Source organism: Pedobacter vanadiisoli, assembly GCF_042684385.1.
Classification (GTDB): Bacteria; Bacteroidota; Bacteroidia; order Sphingobacteriales; family Sphingobacteriaceae; genus Pedobacter; species Pedobacter vanadiisoli.
The window spans coordinates 1-24,088 of the sequence record NZ_JBHULL010000034.1 but is presented as its reverse complement, the minus strand read 5'-3'; the positions used below and the strand labels follow the sequence as shown (position 1 = coordinate 24,088).

The following is a 24,088-nucleotide window of genomic DNA, read 5'->3' as shown; positions in this document are numbered from 1 at the left end:
CTCTCTACTTAAGACCTGACCGATGATAGCCAGTTTAAATTCCAGACTATACTTAATTTTTCTGCTCATAAAATGCTCCTATTAAAGTGTCCAACTTTTTGGGGGCAGTCCACGCAGCGAGGACTTGCAGCAAAAAGCAGGACTACCCAAACCCAAGCACCACTGCCCCTGCTTTCCAAAAAACTAATCAGTTGCCATATGCCAGACTTCCGAAGTTCTACCTACGCTTAGCCTCTTTTTAAACTTCGTAAGTTATCCCCGGCTGTTATCGCCCATCATCATGCATGGTATCTCCATACGGATTGGCATGCGCATAATCAACTGCCGAAACCTTATAATCGGTAGGTGCAAAACTTTGCGAAGTACTTAGGGCCATACCCAGTTCGTAACGGGTTGGATAAGGTGTTTGCAGCAAGCTACCTGCGGGGATATATGGGAAAGTTTCCAAATAACTCTGCATTACACTTGGGCTTACACGCCTGTTGATATACGCCCTGCTGAGCTGATGCGGCTCCCTTAATCCGGCAGCGCCCAGTAATTCTACCGCACTGGCCACGGTAAGGTTATGAAAGTTTTTCACACGAACGGTTTTATCTTCTACCACCAAACCTTTCATCAGGCTTGGATCTTGCGTGGCCACGCCCGTTGGACAGGTATTGCTGTTACACTCTAGTGCCTGGATACAGCCCAGGGCAAACATCATTCCGCGGGCGGCATTACACATATCGGCGCCCAATGCTATATTTTTAACCAGGTCAAATCCGGTAGCTACTTTACCTGAAGCAATAATTTTGATGTGTTTCTTCAGGTCGAAGCCATTTAATACATCATATACAAAGGCCACCCCTTCGCGCAGCGGCATCCCTACTGAGTTCGAAAATTCCTGTGGCGCAGCACCTGTTCCGCCCTCGCCCCCATCAACGGTAATAAAATCGGGATAAATTTTTGTTTCTACCATTGCCTTGCAAATGGCATAAAACTCGCTTTTACGGCCGATGCAGAGCTTAAATCCAACGGGCTTACCGCCTGATAAATCGCGCAGTTTTTTCACAAATTCGAGCAGGCCTATTGGCGTATTGAAAGCGGAGTGTGCCGGCGGCGACAGTACATCTTTACCTTCGGGCACCAAACGGATACGCGCCACCTCTGGCGTTACCTTTTTAGCCGGCAACATGCCACCATGGCCTGGCTTGGCACCCTGCGAAAGCTTAATCTCGATCATTTTTACCTGATCTGACTGGGCGCGCTCGGCATAAGCATCGTAATTAAAGGTACCATCGGCATTACGGCAGCCAAAATAGCCGGTACCAATTTGCCATATTAAATCGCCACCCGGCTGCCTGTGGTAATCGCTGATCCCCCCTTCGCCGGTATTGTGTGCAAAATTACCCAGTTTGGCCCCTCCGTTTAACGCCAGGATGGCATTCTGGCTTAATGAACCAAAGCTCATGGCCGAAATGTTATAAATACTGGCCGAATAAGGCTTTTTACAATCCGGACCGCCAACCAGCACCCGCGGATCTAAATTCAGCTCGTGGTGAGAAATAGCAGCAATACTGTGGCTTAACCATTCGTAACCATTTTCGTACACGTTTAACTGCGTTCCGAAGGGAATGGTATCGTTATCGGTTTTAGCACGCTGGTAAATGAGCGAGCGGTTTAAGCGGTTATAAGGCGTTCCGTTGGTATCGCTCTCCACAAAATACTGGTATACCTTAGGCCTTAACTCTTCCATAAAATAGCGTAAACGCCCAAAAACGGGGTAATTACGTACAATACTGTGTTTGGGTTGATACAAATCGTAAATCCCAAGCAGCACAAAGGGGCCGGTAAAAATAAATGTCCACCATAAAAACGGGTGATAAAGCCCCAGCATAATGGTTAGGGCGACTAAAAATGCGGCGATTGCGACGAAAGCTTTTCTCATAAAATCAGATTAGCGGTGTTTTGTTGTTACAAAGATTAGGATTATTAAACAACTGACACCATTAAATTGTTATTTTTACGCTATGCTTATTAAGATTTATCCTGAAAACCCCAACGAAAAAGCCATCGAACAGGTTGTAGAGGTGCTGAAAAAAGGCGGCCTCATTATTTATCCAACCGATACGATTTATGGTTTGGGCTGCGATATTACCAACCAGAAAGCCATTGAAAAAATTTGCCGTATCCGTGGCATAAAGCCCGAAAAAGCTAATTTTTCGTTCATCTGCCAAGACTTGAAGCATATATCAGATTACATTAAACCGATAGACAATACTACTTTCAGGGTGCTTAAAAAAGCCCTACCAGGTCCGTTTACCTTTATTTTTAATGCCAACAACAATGTACCCAAATTATTGAGTTCTAATAAAAAAACGGTAGGTATCCGTGTACCCGACAATAACATTGCCCGCTGCATTGTTAAAGAACTGGGCAACCCGATCCTTTCTACCTCCATTAGAGACGATGATGATGTGATTGAATATTCGACCGATCCTGAACTGATCCACGAAAAATATGAAGACCTGGTTGACCTGGTGATTGATGGTGGTTATGGAGATAACGAGGCTTCTACAGTTATTGATTGTACCCAGGGCGAGTTCGAAGTGATTAGGGAAGGTAAGGGCGATATTGCAGAGTTTTTATAACCGTATGCTTACCCCCCAGAGAAATCCGTCATTTCTGGAAAAACACAGCAAAACTGGGAAATATATTCAAGCTGTTACCCTGACCCGGTAACTATCTGATTTATTTTCATGGTCTCTCCGGGGTTTACATCAACACAAAAAAGAGATGCTGATCCCGATGAATCGGGACAGCATGACGCAAAAAGTTACTTCACCAAAAAGAAAGGGGTCAGGAGGAATATTTAACACTATCCTCTTAATCGTAAGCCGCCAAAATCTTCACCCTGAACCGAGCTCACCTAAGGTAATTTATTTCAGGGCCTATTGTATAGTAAAACAAAATAAGGCTACTGAAACGGTTTAGCATAATGATTAAGGGAAAAGAAAGGCTCTAAACGCCTTTCCAGCTCAAAAATTACATCATATTACATTTATTTTTCCACAATCAGTGGAATTAACACTAAATTAATCTGACTATTAAGCTTTTGCACATACATTTGCTATAAACTAACAAACTTATATGATCTTTCATTAAATCCTTATCTCGCCCAATATGGTAAAAACTTTACTCTTATTAACTTAGTCCTTTTCAGAACAATTCTGAAAACTATCCGGATATAGTATACCAACAATGTACTACCCTTCAACTATTCATCATCCTTTCATATCCCTAACAAACTTATATGAAAAAACTTTTACTATTATGTTTTACAATGCTTTTGGTAACTTCGTTATTTGCCCAAAGTTTTAACGGAACCTACAATTTTAGTGGCGTTTCTACCAGCACAGGTAAAACCGACCCCACTGCGGTTCCAACTGCAACAGGATTAACCTTTGGTTCTTTTACAGCTAATGGGGCTGTTTCTGCAAACCCTAACGCAACCGGAAGGTTTTCTTTCACCAATCAGCCTACGGGGGCAACCAATGCCAGTGATGTTTTTACCGGCACAATAGATTTAACCAAGTATTACGAAGTAACCATTACGCCCGTTGCAGGTTACACCCTAAACATTACCGGGATTAAATTTACCCTGCAGCGTTCAGGAACCGGAATCAGGCAGTATAGTGTACGATCGAGCAAAGATAGCTATGCAGCTAACTTACCAGCCTCCGTATCTCCTGCTAATGCAGATCTCCAGGTAGTAACAGGAAATATATTTCAGGTTGTGGATGCTGCAACAGCTGCCGAGGTGGGCAGTACCATTACCTTAACAGGTTTTACCAACATTTCTACAGCAACAACTTTCCGTTTTTATGGTTATAATGCCGAGGCTGCCGGCGGTACATTTAGTATAGATGATGTCGTGATTTCTGGATCTGCAATTTCTGGCACAGACAATACCCCGCCAGTAAATACAGCCTCATACCCAAAAACATCAAATATTACCTCAACTTCATTTAGCCTTACCCATAATATCGATGAGCCGGGTAAAACTTATTACGTGGTTACCACATCAGGCAGTCCGGCACCAACACCTGCACAGGTAAAAGCTGGCTTGAACGGAAGCGGTATCGCAGCCATTAAATCTGGCACCTTGACCAATGCAGCCAATACAGATATTAGTGCATCAATTACCGGCTTAACTGCAACTACAAATTATGCAGTTTATGTGGTGGCAGAAGATGCTGCTACCACGCCTAATTTACAAACAACTGTAGCCCAGCTTAATGTAACAACACTGGGTTTGGCAGATGTTACCCCACCGGTAACGGCCACTACCTACCCTAAAACAACAACGGTTACCACCACTTCAGTTGATTTTGTAAACAACATTAACGAGGCAGGTACCACCTATTATGTTCTGGCCCTTTCAGGGGGCACCGCTCCAACCCCAGCACAGGTGAAAGCCGCACAGGATGGAACGGGAGCTCCAGCCCTAAAATCAGGCTCCTTTGTTAATACCGCCAATACCGATGCGGGTGCTTCGATAACAGGATTGAGCACAGGTACGGCTTATACCTTATATGTAGTTGCCCAGGATAATGCCGCCAATTTACAAAGCACGGTTGCCGCCATTGATGCCAGCACCGCCAACCCTCCTTTGGTGAGCGCACCTGTAATCATCAGTCAATATTATGAAGGCTCTTCTGTAAATAAATGGATTGAACTGACCAACCTGAGCAATGCCCCAATCAATACCGCTTCACCACAGCTAAAATTAGCTTTATACAATATTTCTGGCGATGCCGGCAACATCAACATCACAGGCGCACCTTCGCAAACAGTGAATTTAAACTTTATCATCCCTGCCCATGGATCAGTACTTTTGGGCAATACGGGTAATGGTACCGAAGTTCCTTATTTAACCCCTGCCAGTGCCATTTTAAACAGCAATACCGTAATCAACTTTAATGGTAATGACGGTGTAGCCCTCTTAGATGCCAATAACAATATTATCGATGCTTTTGGACAGGGCGTTAACGCCAAAGATGTTTCTTATGTAAGGAGTTTGAATGTAACTGCACCAAGCCCTGCCTACATAGATAACGATTGGACCAGGACACCCCTGGCTACGGTTCAGAATGCCATTGACGATGACGATGCCAACAGATTGGGCGTACATTTCCCACCCAACTTACCTGCCTGTGCCGCGCCAACCAGCCCTGCAACGGCTTTAACCTTTAGTGCAGTAACTACCGGCAGCATTAGCGCCAGCTTTACCAAATCGGCCGATGCCAACGAATACCTCATTATCAGAAGCTTAAACAACACCTTAAGCGCCCTGCCTGTTGATGGCACTGCCTATGCCATTGGTACTCCTCTGGGTGGCGGTACCGTAATTAATAAAATTGTAAGTAATGCCTTTACCGATAACAATTTAAACAGTTCTACCACCTACAATTATTTTATTGTTCCATTAAACAACCTTTCTTGTACAGGCGGACCAAAATATTTAACCACCAATATTTTAACGGCCTCACAAACCACCAAAACCCTGCTGCCTTGTGCCACTCCAACCGCACAGCCTACCGGATTTACCATTACTTCTTCTAACTACAACTTTATTCAGGCTTCTTTCACAGCCGCAAGCGCAGCCGACGAATATCTTGTTGTAATGAGCACCACCAACACCTTAACCGCAGCACCGGTTAACCAAACCGTTTATAACGTTGGCGATATGCTGGGCGGTGGTATTGTAGTAAAAAGGGGAACAGGAACTTCATTTGTCAGAAATGGCTTAACGCAAAACACCAACTATTACTTTTTCACCTATGCGGTAAACAGTGCATGTAGCGGTGGCCCTTTATATTTAACTGCGCAGCCCCTTTTAGGAAACTTTAAAACGGGTATCCTTGATGTAAATAAACTGAATTTCTATTATGGCAACCTGCATAGCCACAGTAGCTATTCAGACGGGAATAAAGACGATTTAACCAAAAAGCCAGAAGATGACTATGCTTTCGCCAAAACAGCCATGAACCTCGATTTCCTGGGTATATCAGAGCATAACCATACCCAGGCCGGCATGTCATTGGCCAACTGGCAACCCGGTATTATTGCAGCCAAAAATGCCACTACTTCTACTTTCGTAGCTATGCATGGTATGGAATGGGGCGTAATCAGCGGTGGCGGACACGTAATTGTATACGGCATTGATTCATTAATCGGCTGGGAGCCCGGCGAAAACCAGATTTATGTACCAAAAAGCACTTATACAGGTCCGGCAGGTTTGTTCAGGATCATTAACCGCCATGGTTTAAATGCCGTAGCTACCTTGGCCCACCCTAACACCACAGACTTTAACAATATCTCGGCCACTTACGATTTAAGTGCCGACAGCGCCATTGTAGGTGCAGCCCTGGAAAGCGGTCCTGCATTTTCGACGAATGTTACCTATTCCGATCCTGCCAGCTCAATGAGTTATTTAAGTTATTACAACCGAATGCTGGCAAAAGGATACCACCTCGGCGCCAGCATCGATCATGATAACCACAACATGACCTTTGGCAAGCACACCCGTTCGAGGCTGGTGGTCTTGGCCCCTGCCCTTACCGAGAACGATTTATTGGATGCCATTAAAAAGATGCGCTTTTACGCCTCACAAGATTCGGCAGCTAAAATTGTTTTTACCATTAACAATCAACCCGTTGGCAGCATATTCAAAACTGCAGGCGCACCGCAGATAAATGTAAGTTCAATTACCACCAGTCCTGTAACCAGTATTAAAATTTTATATGGTACACCAGGCAGCGGTATTAATCCGGTAGAATTAACCAATAGTGCAACAGCAAGTTTAACCTATACCGATAATGCCTTGGCCAACCTGGCCACGGGTTATTATTATGCTGATATTGTAGAAGCAGATGGAAGCAGAATCATTACTTCTCCTATCTGGTATACCAGAGATGACGCAACCGTTAAAAAAGACCAGAACATTACTTTTGCCTCAACACGTACCGCAACCTATGGCGATCCTGATCTGGCAGCAGGTGCCACCAGCGACAATACCACCATCAATATTACCTACACCAGCAGCGATACCAATATTGCAACCATCATCAATAACGATATCCATATTGTAAAAGCAGGTACGGTAACCATTACGGCCAATCAACCGGGCGACACTTTCTTTAATCCGGCAGTAGCCAAACAACAGGTGTTAACTATTGCCCCTAAAGTGATTACGGTAACTGCTGATGCCAAGACCAAGGTTGAGGGCACTGCAGATCCTGCATTAAGTTATGCTTCTACTCCTGCGCTGTTAGGTACAGATGCCTTTACCGGCACTTTAACGCGTGTGGCGGGCGAAACGGCCGGCGATTATGCCATCCAACAGGGAACATTGGCTTTAAGCAGCAATTATACCATCAGTTACAATCCGGCCAACCTTCGCATTTATGCTAAACCTGCTGCTGCTTTAAGCGGTAATATTTCTGTTCCGGCCAATGCCACATCGCCGGTCATTACTTTTACCGCAACAGCGGGCAACGCTCCTTTTACCTTTACCTATAACATTAACGGTGCTGCACCTCAAACCTTAACATCGGCAACCGCTACGGCAACACTTAGTGTACCAACCAATACTGTGGGTACTTTTGTTTATACCGTTACCAGCATAACCGATGCTTACAGTACACAGGTACAGAACGTTTCTACCACTGTTAAAATTAACCCTATCCCTGTGGCCAGCATTTCTGGCACTACTGCGCTATGCTTAAACGGTACTGCACCAACAGTTACTTTTACAGGAGGCAATGGTACCGGCCCCTATGTGTTTACTTACAACATTAACGGCGGGGCAAACCAAACGGTTAGCACCACAGGCACCAATACAACCGCTACGGTAACTGCACCATCAAACCTTGCCGGAACTTTTAACTACAACCTCATCAGTGTATCTGATGTAAATGCAGGTCAAAACCAATCCGGAACTGCCGTTATTACCGTCAGGGCACTTGCTACCGCAACCATATCCGGTTCTACCGCGGTACCTAATTTAGCTGCGGCACCTAACATTACCTTTACGGGTGCAAACGGCACAGCGCCTTACACTTTTACCTATAACATTAACGGTGGCAGCAACCGTACTGTAACATCTACAGGAAATACGGCAACAGTAGCAGCTCCGACCAATGCGGTAGGTACTTTTGTGTACAACCTGGTGAGCGTGGCCGATGTAAACTGTGGTCAGGCCCAAACCGGTTCGGCAACTGTAATTATCCGTCCTTTACCTGTAGCCACAATAGCGGGTAGTACTGCCGTATGTAACTTTGGTCCGTCGCCAAACATTACCTTTACCGGCTCGGCAGGCACAGGCCCATACACCTTCACTTACACCCTTAACGGTGGCAGCAACCGTACAGTAAGCACCAGTACGGGTTCAAATACGGTAACCGTAAGTGTACCAACCGGTACAACCGGAAGCTTTGCCTATACTTTGGTTAGTGTAGCCGATAGCTATGCCAGCCAGGCACAGACCGGCACAGCCACCGTAACCGTAAATGCTTTACCAGTAGTTTCCATCAGCAGCAATAAAGGACTTTCCATTTCAAAAGGCGAAGCCCTTGTTTTAACCGCAACCGGTGGTACGCAATACAACTGGTCGGGTGCCGAAATCGTTAGCGGGCAAGCCAGCGCAGCGGTAACCATCAGGCCAAAACAGAGCGGCACCTATAAAGTAACCGTAACCAATGCCAGTGGTTGCGTAAGTGAGCAAAGCATTGCCATCACTGTAATTGAAGATTTTAAACTCGAAGCCAGTACCGTAGTTACGCCTAACGGCGACGGTTATAACGATAAGTTCATCATCAAAAACATCGACTATTACCCGAATAATACGCTGAAAATTTTTGATAAAACCGGACGTATCCTATACACCAAACACATTTATGCCAACGATTGGGATGGCACCATAAATGGTAGTCCGCTGGCCGAAGGCACCTATTACTACATTATCGACCTGGGAACAGGCACCGGTACTTTTAAAGGTTTTATCAACATCATTAGAGACTAATTACAGACATGAAAGCAATCATTAAAAACATAAAGCAAATAAGTCGCGTAACGTTTCTATTTGCAGCAGGATTATCCTTATTTCAAAGCGCAAAGGCACAGCTTCTGCCTTTAAATGCACAGTATTTCCAGAACCGCTACCTGGTTAACCCCTCTATGGCCGGTATTAACGAAGGCTTTAACATCAACGGCAGTTTCCGCAAGCAGTGGTCTAACATTCCAGGCGCGCCGCTTACGCAAAGCGTTACGCTCGATCAGCAGGTAAACAAAGTGGGCTGGGGTGTAAATTTCTACAACGAAAAATCGGGCGGTATCCAGCGCACCAAAGCCGTGGGTACCTTTGCCTATCACCTGCCCCTGAGCAATAACGACCAACAGCTGAACTTCGGGATCTCTTTCGGCGCCAGCCAGGACAGGCTCGATTTAAGCAGTGTAAAAAACAGCGACATCAACGACCCTTCTATTGCCCGCTTTAACGACAGGGGTTACTACCTCGATGGCGATTTCGGGGTATCATACACCTCGAAAAACCTGAGCATAGAAGGTGCCGTGCCCAATATGCGCTCCGTATTCCGGAAAGATGATTTAAACTTTGCCGATAAACCGACCTTTTACTCGGCGGTGAGTTATAAATTTAACCTGGGCTCGGGTATGGATGCCGTTAGCCTGGAGCCGAAAGGTGTGTTCAGGGGCATTAAAAACTACAAGAACTTGTGGGATGCCGGCTTAAACGCCAATTTTGCCAACGATAAGCTGTACCTGATGGCCATGTACCACAATACTCAAAATGCAACCGTGGGCCTGGGCATGAACTATAAATCTACCTTGTATTTTATGGCCTATTACAACACAGCTACTTCGGCCATCAGCGGTTATACCGGCGGCGATTTCGAAGTGAATGTACGCGTAAACATCGGCAGGAAACCTTAAGGCACCAGGCTGCACAGCTTCTGAAACAAGTTCAGAATGACGATTAAAAAAAGCCGTAGGTCGAAAGATCTGCGGCTTTGTTGTTTTGTCATCCTTCGCTGCGCTACCATTGACGTTATTTTACAGTGTCTATTAATGAGCAGATTGCGGCATTATGCATTTCCGTATTGCTAGGCCATAGCACAGTATCCCCGTTCTACTTAAAACCGGCCTAACAAATTTTTCGGGCTGCACAGTTCTGGCCGAACAACTGACTTCAAAAGAAAACGGCGTAGCCCTCATGAATGCTGCTGAAGGCTACAAAAAACAGATGAATAAATTTTCAGCCGGCATTGTATTAATGATTTTCTTATTGTTTTCATTTGTATTAATGAGCTCGGCAATGCCTCGGTTTTGTTTCTTTTTGATGCCAAAAAGAAAGAGCCCCTCGGCGGCGGTGAGCCGAAGCAAGACAGCGCGAAGGATCCAAGCCTTGATTTACGCCCTCTTTGTTGTTGTTTTCATCGGCGGGCATGCTTTCGCTACGCTCAGGTTTTGTTTCTTTTCTATCAAGAGACCTGCGAAGCAAGCTTGAAGCCCCATGAAAGTATAAACGACCACTGAAAAAAAGAAAGAGCCCTTCGGTGGCTAACCGAGGCAAGCCCGAGCCAGGGGGAAGAAAACCTTTAATGGCATGCTGAACGCAGTAAAGAATCTTTCAATAAAAAGATCCTTCGTTCCTCAGGATGACAGAAAATAATGAGGCAAAGAATAGCGAGCGCCTTAAACCCCTATCCGCCTATCGGCACCGTTCCCCTCAAAGGGAAAGGCCTAAAGACAAATTACTGCACCCTGCAATATGCAACATGCTATCGGCATCATGCTATCCGGCCTAGGAGATTTTCGCCGGAAAAAGCACGGAAATCTTTGCACTTCCCAGTTACAACACCACAGCCCAAGGCGGGATCAAAGCGGGAGCGTTGGGCAAAACCAGGGTAAGCGCCTCGATGCTGCCGCAATAAAGATTTCCGTAGGTTTTTACAAGAATTGCGCAGCAATCTTTTATACCTATAAAAACAACATTATCACATAAAAAACGATCCAAGCCTTTCAGTTATGCCTTGTTTATTATTGTTGTTTAAGGTAGGCATGCTTTCGCTACGCTCAGGTTTGTTACTTTTGGATCAAGCCAACCTGCGAAGCAAGCTTGAAGACCGATAAAAGCATAAACGACCACTGAAAAAAGAAAGAGCCCTTCGGCGGTGGCTAACCGAGGCAAGGCAGAGCCTAGGACCAAAACCTACATTGTCATGCTGAACGCAGTGAAGAATCTTTCAATAAAAAGATCCTTCGTCCCTCATGATGACAGCAATACTTAAACAACACCAACCAAAGTATCAAAATCCTCGCTACGCAAGAATAACAGATTGGCCAAAATCGCACCAAACCTTCCTTTATCCTCTCCATTTTCACTACTTTTACCCTATGGCCAAAACCATCAACCTCGAAATATTCAAAAGATTTTTCCGTACCGAGCAAACCGGTGGCGTACTCCTCTTAATCTGCGTAGCCATTTCGCTCCTCATTGCCAACACCAGTGCTAAAGACAGCTTTATCCGGTTCCTCGAAACCCAGGTAGGCTTTGGCCCGGTTAACTACAGCATTTTAGCCTGGATTAACGATGCCCTGATGGCCATCTTCTTTTTACTGGTAGGCCTCGAAATCAAACGCGAACTCATAGAAGGCGAGCTTTCTTCGGTTAAAAGCGCAGCCTTACCCGTAATTGCCGCCCTTGGTGGCATGCTGGTACCTGCTGTAATTTATAGCCTGTTGAATAAAGGCACGGAAACTGCCGGTGGCTGGGGCATCCCCATGGCTACCGATATTGCCTTTGCTCTGGCCATTATGGCCATGCTCGGTAAAAACGTACCGCCCAGTTTAAAAATTTTCCTGGCCGCACTGGCCATTGTCGACGATTTAGGGGCCATTTTAGTCATTGCCATTTTCTACACCAGCCAGATCCATTTCGAATACCTGGCCATGGCTGCAGGCATTTTGCTACTGCTCGGCCTCCTGAATTATTTCGGCGTAAAGCGGCTCGTCTTTTACCTCATCCCCGGTGTGTTGCTCTGGTATTGCATCCACCATTCGGGCATCCATGCCACCATTGCAGGGGTGTTACTGGCTTTTACCATTCCTACCAACGAAACCGATATCGAATCGCCTTTAGAAAAGCTGGAACACGCTTTAACCACACCTGTTAATTACCTCATTATGCCCGTTTTCGCCCTGGCCAATACCAATATCACTTTCCAAAAAGAAATGCTTACAGGGCTGGTTTCGCCTTTAGGCCTGGGCATTATCATCGGTTTGTTTGCAGGTAAAACCATTGGGGTTAGCCTTTTTAGCTGGCTGGCCGTAAAACTGAAATGGGCCGAATTACCCACCGGGGCAGGCTGGAAACACCTGTTAGGTTTGGGCATGCTCGCCGGTATCGGCTTTACCATGTCTATTTTTATTGCCCTGCTTTCTTTTAACGAAGCCACGCATATTGCAGAAGCAAAGTTTGCGATTTTAACGGCATCGGTGTTATCGGGGGTGCTGGGGTATGTGTTTCTGAGGGTGATGAAAGTTAAGGGTTAACCACAGAGTGCACAAAGAAAGGCACAGAGGGCTACAGGGCTCTTTCCGTCCATGAAGATAAGTCAAATTGCATTACCATACTTCAAACACATTGGTTCTTTAGGCACTGCGCCAATAACCTTTCACCACCCCACAAGCTTAACCGAAGTACGACCGTCAATCCCAAGGGCCAGAGAAATCGGAAAAACAGTTGCAGACCAGCACAACCAGCACTTCCAAACCTCAACGCAGTGAGTTTTGTGCTTCATGTTTGCAGTCATCGGATGACGACCATACTAGAAACTATCCTTATGCTCCGCGCGATCTGCACCTTGCTATCGGCCTCGCAGATTTCCGCCGGAAAAAGCACGGATATCTTTACACTCCCCCTTCATACCCCACAGCCCAAGGCAGGATCAAAGCGAGCGTGTTGGGACAAAGCCAAGGTAAGAGCCTCGATGCTGCCGCAATAAAGATTTCCGTAGCTTTTTACAAGGAAGGATGCAAGCCTTGATTTTTGGTTACCTTTTTATCAAGAAAAAGGTAAGAGCCCCTCGGCGGCGGTGAGCCGAGGCAAGCCTGTGCCCAGGGCAGATAATAGCAAACGCTTTAAGATTCCCGCCTGCGCGGGATCCGATAGCTATCGGATGACGACCATATTAGTAACACCCCTTTACCCCCTCTTCACCTCATACCACCTCTCCACCCCCTCTACAAAGCCCTCAAAAAACTCCCTGTAATACCCTTTCGGTACCTGTACCCTAAAATTTACCCGGCTAAAAAACCATACCAGTTTATAATCCATTTCAGCCTCAAGCAAATACCACAAATACGGTTTAGATCTTTCGCAAACTAAAAAAAGCCCAGGCTGATCCGTATTTAGCTGCAGCAATTTACCTTTTACTCTAAGCTTAAGCTGCAGTTCGTAATAATCGCCCTCATCTTTTAACACGAAACTTAAAACAGGCACCTCCATCGCAAATTCAACCAGTTTCATATCGCGCATTACCGGTTTGCCCGTAACATTGCGCAGGCCATAAGTATAAAAGTAATGGGCAAAACGTTGCTGCATTAATAGCGGTAAAGCTTTATTCCATAACTTAAAAAGGGCGAGCTGGTTGGCCTCATTAACCGCATTGGTTTTAGCCGCGGTTTCGGACTGGTGACTATTGGCACTAAAGCGTATAGCCGTCAGCGGTTTCATAGCGAAGCAAATGCTGTTCAGCTCCTCCTGTTGTGGCGAGAGGCTTATGCCATCCACATCATGCGGGTTAAACACGAAACGTTTAAAAGATTTTACCGTTTTAAGGTAAGCCGTGGCCGCAAAAACGTAAGGAACTAAAAAAGGATAATGGTTGCTGTGGAAATGCTGCAGATCGGTATTGGCGAAACAATAGCCAATGCTCACCGGTGCCAGGCGTGCCGTAACCTGCTTACCCGAAAGCCTTTCGCGTGGTATTACCGTGCGTTCCGTAACATCCGGCAAATCATCACCAGGCCTAAATAAACCGATAAACTTTTTCTTTAAGGCAATGGTAAAACCGCCAGGTTTTTTAACTACATCTAGATAGCCCGACCGCTTGTTACCCAAAGCAAAACATGCCGGCCAGTAATATTCCTGAAAATCGCAGTAACCACTCCGCATCATGGCGCGCAAAGTAAGGTAAGCATAATGCCCCAGGTAGCTTTCATCCGTATCAACGCTACAGCTCACCAACAGATGATCGTATTCTACTGCGATGTAAACCCTTGCCTCTTCCCCTTCTGATTTAACATGAACAATTAACAAACCCTGATCAAAAGAAAGCGATGTGATGGCCAAGGGCTCAGGCTTTTTGCCTACACTGAATATGCTGTGCCATCCGCTAGCAACCTGATCCAGCACCGCTAACCTTAACACCCTGCTCCCCTTTTCTAAAGGCAGTTGATAAAACCGCGAAAACGGTTTTCCTGCAATGGTAATGGATTTTGTCATCATACTCGTATGGTTTTACGAGTCTTGTTGGGCAGCAAAGTCCCTAAATAATAAATGTGGGACTGCCGACCATGGTTACAATAAAGCTCTGACCCCTTACGCTAACATGGATTTACAGCAGTCCCACATCTATTTCGATGTACAAATATATACATCTACGCATAGATATGGGCATTAATCTGCTGTCTTGCGTTAGCGGGGTCAGAGATGCAACCACAAGACTTTTATTAATACCTAATTATAATACCCTAAATATAGCAACTTATTTCTTTTGTTACAAGATCTTATAACAAAAAATGTATTTTATTTTAGTGTATTTATCGAATGAATGAAGAAAGAGATAGAAAACGTTTACAAAAATTTGGACAGAACTTAAGGACAATTAGAGAGAAACTAGATTTAAGCCAGGATCAGGTAGTGGCAAATTGTGACTTGACGAAAGGAAACCTAAGTAATATAGAGAATGGAAATAAAGATTTCACGTTTACAACGCTTTTAGAAATAGCAAAAGGATTAGGAATACCCCCAAAAGAATTATTGGATTTCTAGGAATTTTAATGTATTTGATAAAATGATTGAGACAAAAGATCTATTTTATATTATAGGAATCTCATCAACAATGCTTATTGGCTTGTTGAATTATTTTATCTCAATTAAAAACCGTAGAAATAGCTTAAGCGAGCATCTATATAGTTTTAAAATTGCGAATAGAATATTCAAGAAATAACTATAAAAGTAAAAGCCCAATCAGCAACGATTGGGCTTTTTGGTTTTTGATCAAAAATTTAGATTTCGATAAATTAGTAAATTATAAATTGTACCCTCTATCAAAATCAACATGATATTGTTGAGGAATTGTCGCCCTGATTTGAACTAAATTTTGAATTTGGGAAAGACTAAAACCATGGTTATTCACTAAATCTTCAAAAAATTCATTACAATTTATTCTATGCTTTACTTTTTTACCTCTTCCCTTGGTAAATTTATTTTTAAGAGGAGCAGGAAATTTTTGAAGATTGCTATAACAATTCATTCTCACTTCATGAGACCATGCTCCCTGGTTTTGGTTATCCTCACGATAAATTTCAAATGAACCATCTGACTTTGCAATAAAACCTAAAGTTTCATAATACTGCTCAGGTGATACAAATTTCATTTGTTTTCGTTTTCCGAACGTTGATTTAAACATATTTTTTTAGTTTTGATTATAAATTTTAATTAATTCTTTCTTTATTGTTTTGAAATCCAAGTTATATTCCATTGCTTTGGATAATCCTTTGTTTATCACAGTAATAAATGATTCTTTTCTATAAACAAACTCACCTCTATTTAAAGAAGATTCAATGCTATCCGATTTTGCAAGTAAACAAGTTAATTGATAATCTTTATTTATTTGTTGAGTTTTATTACTAGGATGTGCTTTTGTATTATGCTGGGTAGCTGTCAATAAGATCAAGTTTTCTATATAATGTGCTAACTCGGGGAATTCTGCACGTGAAAAAATGTGATGTACCTGTGTTGCCTCACCAACTCCCCATTGATCTTTAACTTCACTTTCTTTATGAATTTTACGTATTAGTTTAATTGCTTTTTGTACATAATATGCATTTATTATTTCTTGTTTCTCCTCATCCCCTTTTGTATCTAGTAATTCTTTCCTTGTTATTGATTTTTCCTTATAAATGTCACGCCAGTTCTTTTTGTTATACATCATTTCAGAATATGTCGCTGAAAATTTGCCATTGCTACCCGGAATATTATGTTCAACAGCATATACATTTATAATTTTATGAAACATTCTTTGAATATCAAGTCTGGATTGGGTAGGTGTATTTCCAGAAATCAGATGGAAATATTTCTCATAAAGATTCGAACGTGCTTCATTCAATCCATTAGCATAATCACCTTTATAAAGTTCTAAATATTTTAGGAAACCGCTGTCTTCAAGAACTTTTTTAAAATAGCAATAAAGAAAATTATATGCATACCTATCCTTTATTGATATATACTCTAATAAATCTTCGTTATTTACAGAAAAAATTAGAGTGCCTTTAATTTTTTCCACATTTAATATACGTGCATATGCTAAGAGCTTTAGTGGTTGTGAAAGAACTTTATTGTATTCATTATAGGCTTTTTTGTCATTTGCCCAGGGCTTATTAAAAATAACCCTACTGTTTTGAATAAAATATTGGGTTTCCCAAATATCGTTTATAGCAAAAGTTGGATTTGTGGCTATCATGTTTAGAACACAATCAGCCATAAAACATACAATATCAGGTGTACATTTCTGATCTACGAATCGAGCATCCTTTGATTTTCTGATATCAAAATCGAATTGTAAAAAAAATTCTTTGATCTTTTCTCTCATTTATATTCCTTTTAAAAGCCCAAAAAAGAAAACTGAATTATTATCAATATTTAAGGAACGAGTACCGTAGTTACGTGCTATTCGATAGAATTTTTCAAACTCTTTTGAACTGTAGTAATCCAAGTCTATTTTGGTTGGAAGTCTACTTCCATTTTTCAAAGTTAGTAAAGCAACTGAACCATCAGTAATTGTATTTTCAGGTAAAAAACTGGCTCTTGGGTAGTAGGTCAGGTTTGGAATCATTACAACATCTTCACGATTAAGAAATTTAGCCACAGCTAACTTTTCCATATCATCAATATAACAATCGTAATTTTCTAATTCCAATATCTGATTATTTCCAATATTCCTAGATTTTAATACTCTGTATTTACCACTGTCTCTAGTAATTTGTTTTGTTATTTGTCTATCTCTAAAACTCTGAAAAATGTCAAACTGGAGCTTTTCAGAAATTTGATCGAATTCCCGATTCCTGTATATCAGCCAATATGGAAATTTATCAGAAAATAAATAATTTTTCGACTTTTCTTCCATAGTCGCGGTTATATAACTTTCTATCTGGATCGTTTCCGAATGTTTTTTTGATGAAGTCTCTAGCAAGAAACTAATAGTCTCAATTTTTACGCCTTTAAATCCTTTTTCACCATAATCACATATCTTCAAAAGATTTTGTTCTTTTAAAATCTCTCTGGTAACATTAAATTCTGGTGAATTTATAAGGCTCTTTGGGACAATCAATGAAACAAAATTACCTAAAGAAATTGCCCTTTCAATGAAGAATGCAAACAAGTTGTTTGTTTCATTATTCCTTGAATTAACTTTGTATTTTGATAAAAGTTCCTGGTTGTTTGCTAACTTTTTGTAAGGTGGGTTTCCAACGACAACATCATATTTCTCATTGAATTTGTAAGTAAGAAAATCAGCATTAATAAAATTAAATTTAAATTTTTTAGGTAATTTCATTTTATCCAAAATATTCTTCAGGATAATGAAAGAATTACTATCTATATCAACAAGATCAAAAATCACTTCTTCTTTATCTTCGTATTTTTCAATCAGTAAAGGAATAAAGTTACCAATGCCTACAGATGGTTCTAAAATCCGAATCTTTCTTTTTGCTTTTAGATCTGGTAAATCTTTTACAGTAGAAAATGCAATATCTTTCCTTGTAAAAAATGCTGAGTTCTCCTGACGACTTGAATTTGAGTATTCCGCGATTTGATAGATGTTTTCAAGACCAATTTTCTTAAATTCAGAATTAATGAAAGAAATTAAATTTTCTATATTATTTAATTCTTTTTTCTTAATAATGTTATTTATTTCAGTTGCCGTAAGTACTTTTTCATTAAGAACCTGTTTTATTCTCTTTGCGATGTTTCCAAAGACACCAGTCGGCACAGCTTCGCCAATACAATGCCTAATATTAAGCTCTTCTTTTTTCAAGAACATCTTCTTTTCAAGAACATTAATATTATTTAACTTTTCAGTTGATTGATTTGTCCATCGAAAATTTTCAGGAATACTCATCATAAGCATTAGCTCCCTAATGCTAAAAACCCTATTTTCGGAAGGATGAATAGTATTTTGACTTGATAAGATATCATTTCTTGTATGTACACAAGGTCCCTCTCTATCCCAATACCAACGAGCATACTTATCTCCGTTTTTACTCTCATTAAAAACAACTTTTCCATCTATAATTTGGTGAGGTATTCTTGCCGGCTCTATATTTTCAAATGCAGATTCCCCTTCTTTTAAATTTTCGATCCAAGGAAGCATTTTTACATCATATTTTCGGTATGAATGAAAAATATCTGAAATCGAGATATCCCCCATTTCATTAAGTGGCTCTAATTCTGCAAATAGCTTTCTTAATGTTTTCGGATTATTTTTTTGAGGAAAAATATCGTAAGGGCTTACATTATTTAAATTTTTTCTAACCCCTATAACTAAGGTTCTTGTTCTACTTGAATGAGAACCATAATCTTTAAAGTTTACAACCTTGAAAAGGATGTTATAATGTCCACCTAAATTTAAATTTATGGCATCTTTAATTGTTTTTTCCGTTCCATCAACATCTGTACAAGTTGTATTCAAAAACGATCTTACATTTTCAAAAACAAAAAACTTTGGATTGACTTCCTTAGTAATTTTTATAGATTCAACTACCAGAGAATTTCTTACAAGTTCTTGGTTCTTCTTATGATTAGCGACAGACATTCCTTGGCAAGGTGGAGTAGCAATAATTACATCTGGCTCAGATATCTTATGTTCGGTTCGCCATCTATTTATTTCGGCAAAAAGCTTATTTTTAATTTCTTTTGTTGAGATATCTCCGTCCAAATAACCTGTATCATACTTGCATTTATTATTAAACAACTGAATTTTTAGTCTTCTCGGAAGAATCTCATTTGTTGCAATGCACTCAAAACCGTTTTGTTTAAAGCCATAACAACCAACTCCTGCACTGCTGAATAAACTTATATATGTCAATGGTTTGTTCATAGTTTTATAACTTTATTTCAGCTTATTTAAGATTCATACTTTTCAAATAGTTCATTTTTTCTTCAGCAACAATAAGTGTTTCAGATGAGCAATTATAGCGATGCATTTTTTTTGCAAATTGGTCACCAAAATACTCCGTTTTCAGATTGTTAAGATCAAGATTAAAAGCAGCAGATAATTTATCCAGCCGTTTTTCGTCGAATTCTCGCTTTCCATTTTCAATTTTACTCAAATTTGCAGAATCAAGTTTAAGAAGAGCTGCCAGTTCAGCCAAAGTTAAACCTTTGTTCGTTCTTAAATGCCGGATATATTCGCCAAATGTTATTTTCATTAATTTGTGATTTTAAACTTGTCAATATTTGACAAAATTAACTAAAAAAATTAGCAAACAAACTATCTTATTTTAAAAAAATATAACATATTAACCTTAAACATTTTATACATAAAAATAATTTTCCAGACTTATTATTCCCAATTTCTTCATCTAAAAAATCTTGAGTATTTCATCTTCGTTAATTATCATCTGTCATATTAAAATTGAAAAGCAATATCCAAAAGAACTAAAGAAGTCTAAGAATTTAAAAAGATAAGTATGTATTCTCTGTTCAAAAGGCTACAAATCTACCGTTACCAAATTAAATGGTGAAGACTTTAGGAATGAAGAACTAAGAGAAAAAAAGTATCATACAAGACTATCAGGTACATTTTAGGTGTAAATAGACTAATACTTTCAAGCGTTGTAAAAGGCGATAAAACAACAAATTAAATTATGGGTGTCTATGACAGCCGGTAGACACCCTTTAAGTGACGAAGTGAAAGTGGATAGGAAATGTTAATTAATTGAAATTACATAACTAAAAACTATCGTTAATTCCATATTATTTTTACCATTTCAAAAAGTAATTTATGTCGTTCCTCTAATTCTTCAGGACCAAAAACATCTATAGGTCTAAAAGTAAGCGCATACTTCTTTATCATATTCGTAAAATCCAATTTCGATTTATAACTATCTTCCCTCAATGTTTCATTCCAGTATAGTGTATTTGAATAAGATTTTAGCTTTTTCTTGTAAGATTCATTATTACTTGAAATATTGTCGGCACCTTTAAGAAGTAACAATCCCCCTAGTCTATTTCTTTCCCTTTCAAATAACTCTTCATCATTATTAAATAACTGATAGTTATCATCATTATATGACAGAATATGCTCTATGTGAAATCCGTTTTTCCATCCAGTATTTTGGACCAAATCGTATAAACTGTGCTTCATATTCATATTCGTATTATCAGCAATAAATTTCTCAATTCTAGCAAAAAAGTATCTTTTAAATCTTTTGTCTAATTCAATCCCCGTTTCCTTAAAAAAGCTATAGTTAAATACGTTTTCGACCTGTATTCCCCTTGCATCACTTAACAATTGCAATAAACTATCGTCGAAAGCTTTTAATATTTCGGGTATGCTTTTTTCTCTAATTTTACTGCTTAATTTGTAAATTTCTACAGCAAAAAGATTACTATTATAACTTCTCTGCAATTGAAGGAGGCAGAACATTCTATCTAATGACCTACTAATTATTCTAATCTTCTCATCTTCGTCACTATCATTTATCTTACATGCAGATAAAATAAGTAAGAACTGAGTATTCATATCAGTTAAGCTATTAAAATATATATAACATTGTGCTTCATTGTAAACACGAATACTCTCGTAAATTCTTGAATAAAGATTAGTGTAATAGACAAAATCATTAACTAAAAAGCTCTTAACTCCTTTTTCATTATGTTTTAATTTTAAGACCTTATCATATTCGTCTTCAAACATTACTCTATGGTATTCATTATCGAATTTTTGGGCAACTGCCCGCGTATCTGCCAATTTTGCTTTTAAGAAATATGTGAAGAATTCGTCAATTTCATCTTCCCAATATGAATTTACCTTAATTACTTGGTGCTCCCATACTTCATTTAATTCTAGTACTTTTAATTCATCTTTATCTATCTGACCAAGTAATTTACCTTTAAGTATTTCATATGGCTTAAGTTTTACCCCCCTATCGTTAATAACTTCAAATACCATCGGCACATCTGTTTGATCAACATTTAGATTTATTAGTACCAATCTGTTTAGAAAAAAGAACACAAACGTTTCGAACTTATCCTTATCTAAAAGTTCTTTATCTAACCATTTTGAAATGACTTGGAAGTTAGCCAACATGTTTTGAGCAGTAATTCCGGTAGATACATCTATTTTATCATAAGGTAACCCGTCAAGTAAACCTTGCATACAAGGCTTGTGATTTTCATGATTCATCCAAAATTCTTTTTTAAATCCAGAATGACCTGTAATCTTGTTTTTTATCCAGTCTGTTAATACCGAACTATACCCTTCTGCTTGCTGTTTAAGTTTAATTAATATTAATGTAATTGTAGTTAATCTTTGTTGCCCATCAACGATATATATTTTGCCATCAACTAAGTTGGTTACATATGTGTTAAGATAGTACCATCCATACTTGGAAATTAATTGTTCAAGAGGGATATCCGAATTCTCATAAAGTTTGAATTCTTCATTAAATCTGTAAAAAACATCTTCAAGTAAACGTTCTACAGGTTCTTGATTCCATTTATATTGTCTTTGATAGAAATCTATGTAATAAGTTGTATTTGAGAATACACGGTCTATGTTTTGCTTGTCTGGTGAAATTTCCATTTTTTAGAGTGTCAATTTGAATGCATTAAAGTAAATAATATTAACAATTATAGTATAATTTTTCATCACATTAAACTTGTATTTTAAAAGATGTAATTAAGATTTTTAAATTCTTTCCTTGAAGTCGTTTCGCTTTAATAGTACTCCTATAAACGATAAATTTTGGCTTAATTTAGTAACATTAAAACTACTTAACCTTAACTTTTTTGATTATTGATCCTTGCCTACTTTTAACCATACATAAAATTCGATTTTGACTAATAACTCGCTCAAACATCCACTATTCAATTCACTATCCCCTACGGTTTCCCGTACCTCCTCCCCAAAAAAATCAACCTATCTTTTTAGTTGTAAAATAAATAATACTATATTACAACCAATTAATAAATTTTTATTTACTTTTTAAAACTACAAGTTATGTCTAAAACAAATGAAACTGGGCACGCCAAAAACGTAGCCAATTTCGAAACCCTCATCAGCTATGTAACCGGTTACGGTGCGGTGTACAACCCCAGCAATGTAAACATTCAGTTAAACAGTTTAACCGAGAAAGCCACCGCAGCCAAAACCGTTAACGAGCAAGTACACGATGCAGCCGCTAAAAACAGTAATGCCGTAGCCCTGCGCGATCTGGCATTTACCCCATTGAAAAAGTTGAGTACCCGAGTGCTGAGCGCCGTTAAAGCAAACAGTGTACCCCAACAGGTATTAGATAATGCCGTAAGCCACCACCGCAAAATACAGGGGCAAAGGGCAACGGCCAAACTAACAGCCGAAGAAAAGAATAGCCTGGCCGCCGACGGGACAGTGGTTAACCAGATTTCGGCCTCGCAACAGAGTTACGATAACCTGCTCGATACACTCGACAAGCAGATTAAACTTTTAGCCACTATACCACAATATGTACCTAACGAGGTAGATTTGCAGTTGGCTACGCTTACCGGTTTATATAACGATTTATTGCAGAAAAACCGCGATGTGGTGGCCAACAACTCGCAGTTAAGCACCTTACGCCTTAACCGCAATAATACCTTGTACCATGCAGAAACAGGCATAGTTGCCCTGGCTCAGGATGTGAAAAACTATGTAAAATCTGTTTTCGGCTCAACCAGCCCCCAATACAAACAGATTTCGGGCATTCCATTTCGAATGCTGAACTAACAACCCCATAATATAATACCCTCAAAAAAATCATCCCTAATTTATTCCCTCATTCCAACATAACAGGCACCTAAACGGGTTACTGTTTCTCCTTTTAGGCAATGCTGAACCGCAAACGGCACATTGCATCTCCTCAACCCTCTACGATAACCGCTAAACTACCTCCTGCAACACCTGAACTGTCGACTGAAAAGCTTGAACTATCGACTTAAAATTCTGAACTGCCAACTGCAAAGTCTGAACTGTCGACTGCAAAGCCTGAACTAACGACTGCAACCTCTGAACTAACGACCGCAAAACCTGAACTAACGACTGTAACCTCTGAACTGTCGACCGCAACGCCTGAACTATCAACTGCAACACCTGAACTACCGACTAAAAAACCTGAACTGCCTACTGCAAAGTCTGAACTATCGATTGCAACATCCGAACTGCCTACTGCAATGTCTGAACTGCCGACTGCAACTCTGAGCTACGCATTAAGATTCCCGCCTGCGCGGGAATGACGGATTTATTGGTTAAACAACTATCACAGGCATCATGCTATAAGCACCCTGCTGACTGGCCCCGCAGATTTTTGCAGGAAAAAACATAAAAAATTGCGTGCTGACTTTTATGAAACAGATTTCTCCGTTTCGCTGCGCTTCAGTCGAAATGATTGTTATGATAAAAACAAATTTTACGCAGCTATATTATAGTTATTTTTATAGCTGACTTGATTTTTAATAACTGCAGCAATTCTCAATGCTATTTTGTTTCTAACGGCATTAATT

General features: G+C 40.3%; 15 protein-coding genes. 8 read left to right on the top strand and 7 right to left on the bottom strand.

The window, feature by feature from the left end; all coding sequences use genetic code 11:
* Positions 1 to 265 precede the first annotated feature (265 nt).
* Positions 266 to 1,927, bottom strand: a complete 1,662-nt coding sequence (locus ACFSR6_RS18055) for an FMN-binding glutamate synthase family protein (protein WP_379081438.1) — start codon at positions 1,925 to 1,927, stop codon at positions 266 to 268.
* Between the two features lie 82 nt (positions 1,928 to 2,009).
* On the opposite strand from ACFSR6_RS18055, the gene ACFSR6_RS18050 reads away from it, so the two are divergent.
* The 6 genes from ACFSR6_RS18050 (at position 2,010) to ACFSR6_RS18025 (ending at position 12,849) form a co-directional block, all read left to right on the top strand.
* A complete protein-coding gene (locus tag ACFSR6_RS18050; RefSeq protein WP_379081436.1) occupies positions 2,010 to 2,630 on the top strand; it encodes an L-threonylcarbamoyladenylate synthase in 621 nt (206 codons plus the stop codon).
* 662 nt (positions 2,631 to 3,292) lie between these two features.
* On the top strand, positions 3,293 to 9,064 hold the full coding sequence (locus tag ACFSR6_RS18045; protein ID WP_379081433.1) for a T9SS type B sorting domain-containing protein: 5,772 nt from the start codon (positions 3,293 to 3,295) through the stop codon (positions 9,062 to 9,064).
* 8 nt (positions 9,065 to 9,072) lie between these two features.
* Positions 9,073 to 9,993, top strand: coding sequence for a PorP/SprF family type IX secretion system membrane protein (locus ACFSR6_RS18040; RefSeq protein ID WP_379081431.1), 921 nt, complete (start codon positions 9,073 to 9,075; stop codon positions 9,991 to 9,993).
* Positions 9,994 to 10,273: 280 nt separating this feature from the next.
* Complete coding sequence (locus tag ACFSR6_RS18035; protein ID WP_379081428.1) at positions 10,274 to 10,567, top strand: hypothetical protein; 294 nt, start codon at positions 10,274 to 10,276, stop codon at positions 10,565 to 10,567.
* Between the two features lie 890 nt (positions 10,568 to 11,457).
* Positions 11,458 to 12,615, top strand: coding sequence for a Na+/H+ antiporter NhaA (gene nhaA / locus ACFSR6_RS18030; protein WP_379081426.1), 1,158 nt, complete (start codon positions 11,458 to 11,460; stop codon positions 12,613 to 12,615).
* A 51-nt stretch (positions 12,616 to 12,666) separates the two neighbouring features.
* Entirely contained in the window at positions 12,667 to 12,849 is a 183-nt protein-coding gene (locus ACFSR6_RS18025; RefSeq protein ID WP_379081424.1) for a hypothetical protein, read from the top strand.
* A gap of 418 nt (positions 12,850 to 13,267) precedes the next feature.
* On the opposite strand, the gene ACFSR6_RS18020 is transcribed toward ACFSR6_RS18025, so the two are convergent.
* A complete protein-coding gene (locus ACFSR6_RS18020) occupies positions 13,268 to 14,572 on the bottom strand; it encodes a hypothetical protein (RefSeq protein WP_379081422.1) in 1,305 nt (434 codons plus the stop codon).
* 321 nt (positions 14,573 to 14,893) lie between these two features.
* Here ACFSR6_RS18020 and ACFSR6_RS18015 point away from each other — a divergent pair, with 321 nt between their 5' ends.
* A complete protein-coding gene (locus tag ACFSR6_RS18015; protein WP_379081420.1) occupies positions 14,894 to 15,118 on the top strand; it encodes a helix-turn-helix domain-containing protein in 225 nt (74 codons plus the stop codon).
* A 259-nt stretch (positions 15,119 to 15,377) separates the two neighbouring features.
* Here the strand turns inward: ACFSR6_RS18015 and ACFSR6_RS18010 are convergent, their stop codons facing one another.
* The 5 genes from ACFSR6_RS18010 to ACFSR6_RS17990 all read right to left on the bottom strand — a co-directional run bounded on the left by ACFSR6_RS18010 (position 15,378) and on the right by ACFSR6_RS17990 (position 22,154).
* The gene (locus ACFSR6_RS18010; protein WP_379081418.1) at positions 15,378 to 15,725 is read right to left on the bottom strand and encodes a hypothetical protein; all 348 of its coding nucleotides are present in this window, start codon (positions 15,723 to 15,725) and stop codon (positions 15,378 to 15,380) included.
* Positions 15,726 to 15,764: 39 nt separating this feature from the next.
* Entirely contained in the window at positions 15,765 to 16,940 is a 1,176-nt protein-coding gene (locus ACFSR6_RS18005; protein WP_379081416.1) for a hypothetical protein, read from the bottom strand.
* Complete coding sequence (locus tag ACFSR6_RS18000; protein WP_379081414.1) at positions 16,941 to 19,445, bottom strand: DNA cytosine methyltransferase; 2,505 nt, start codon at positions 19,443 to 19,445, stop codon at positions 16,941 to 16,943.
* Positions 19,446 to 19,467: 22 nt separating this feature from the next.
* On the bottom strand, positions 19,468 to 19,776 hold the full coding sequence (locus ACFSR6_RS17995; RefSeq protein ID WP_379081412.1) for a helix-turn-helix domain-containing protein: 309 nt from the start codon (positions 19,774 to 19,776) through the stop codon (positions 19,468 to 19,470).
* 536 nt (positions 19,777 to 20,312) lie between these two features.
* Positions 20,313 to 22,154 (bottom strand): DUF262 domain-containing protein, encoded by a 1,842-nt coding sequence (locus tag ACFSR6_RS17990; RefSeq protein WP_379081410.1) that lies wholly within the window; start codon positions 22,152 to 22,154, stop codon positions 20,313 to 20,315.
* Between the two features lie 417 nt (positions 22,155 to 22,571).
* Between ACFSR6_RS17990 and ACFSR6_RS17985 the strand changes: the two genes are divergently transcribed.
* Positions 22,572 to 23,315, top strand: a complete 744-nt coding sequence (locus ACFSR6_RS17985; protein ID WP_379081408.1) for a hypothetical protein — start codon at positions 22,572 to 22,574, stop codon at positions 23,313 to 23,315.
* The last annotated feature ends 773 nt before the right edge of the window (positions 23,316 to 24,088 follow it).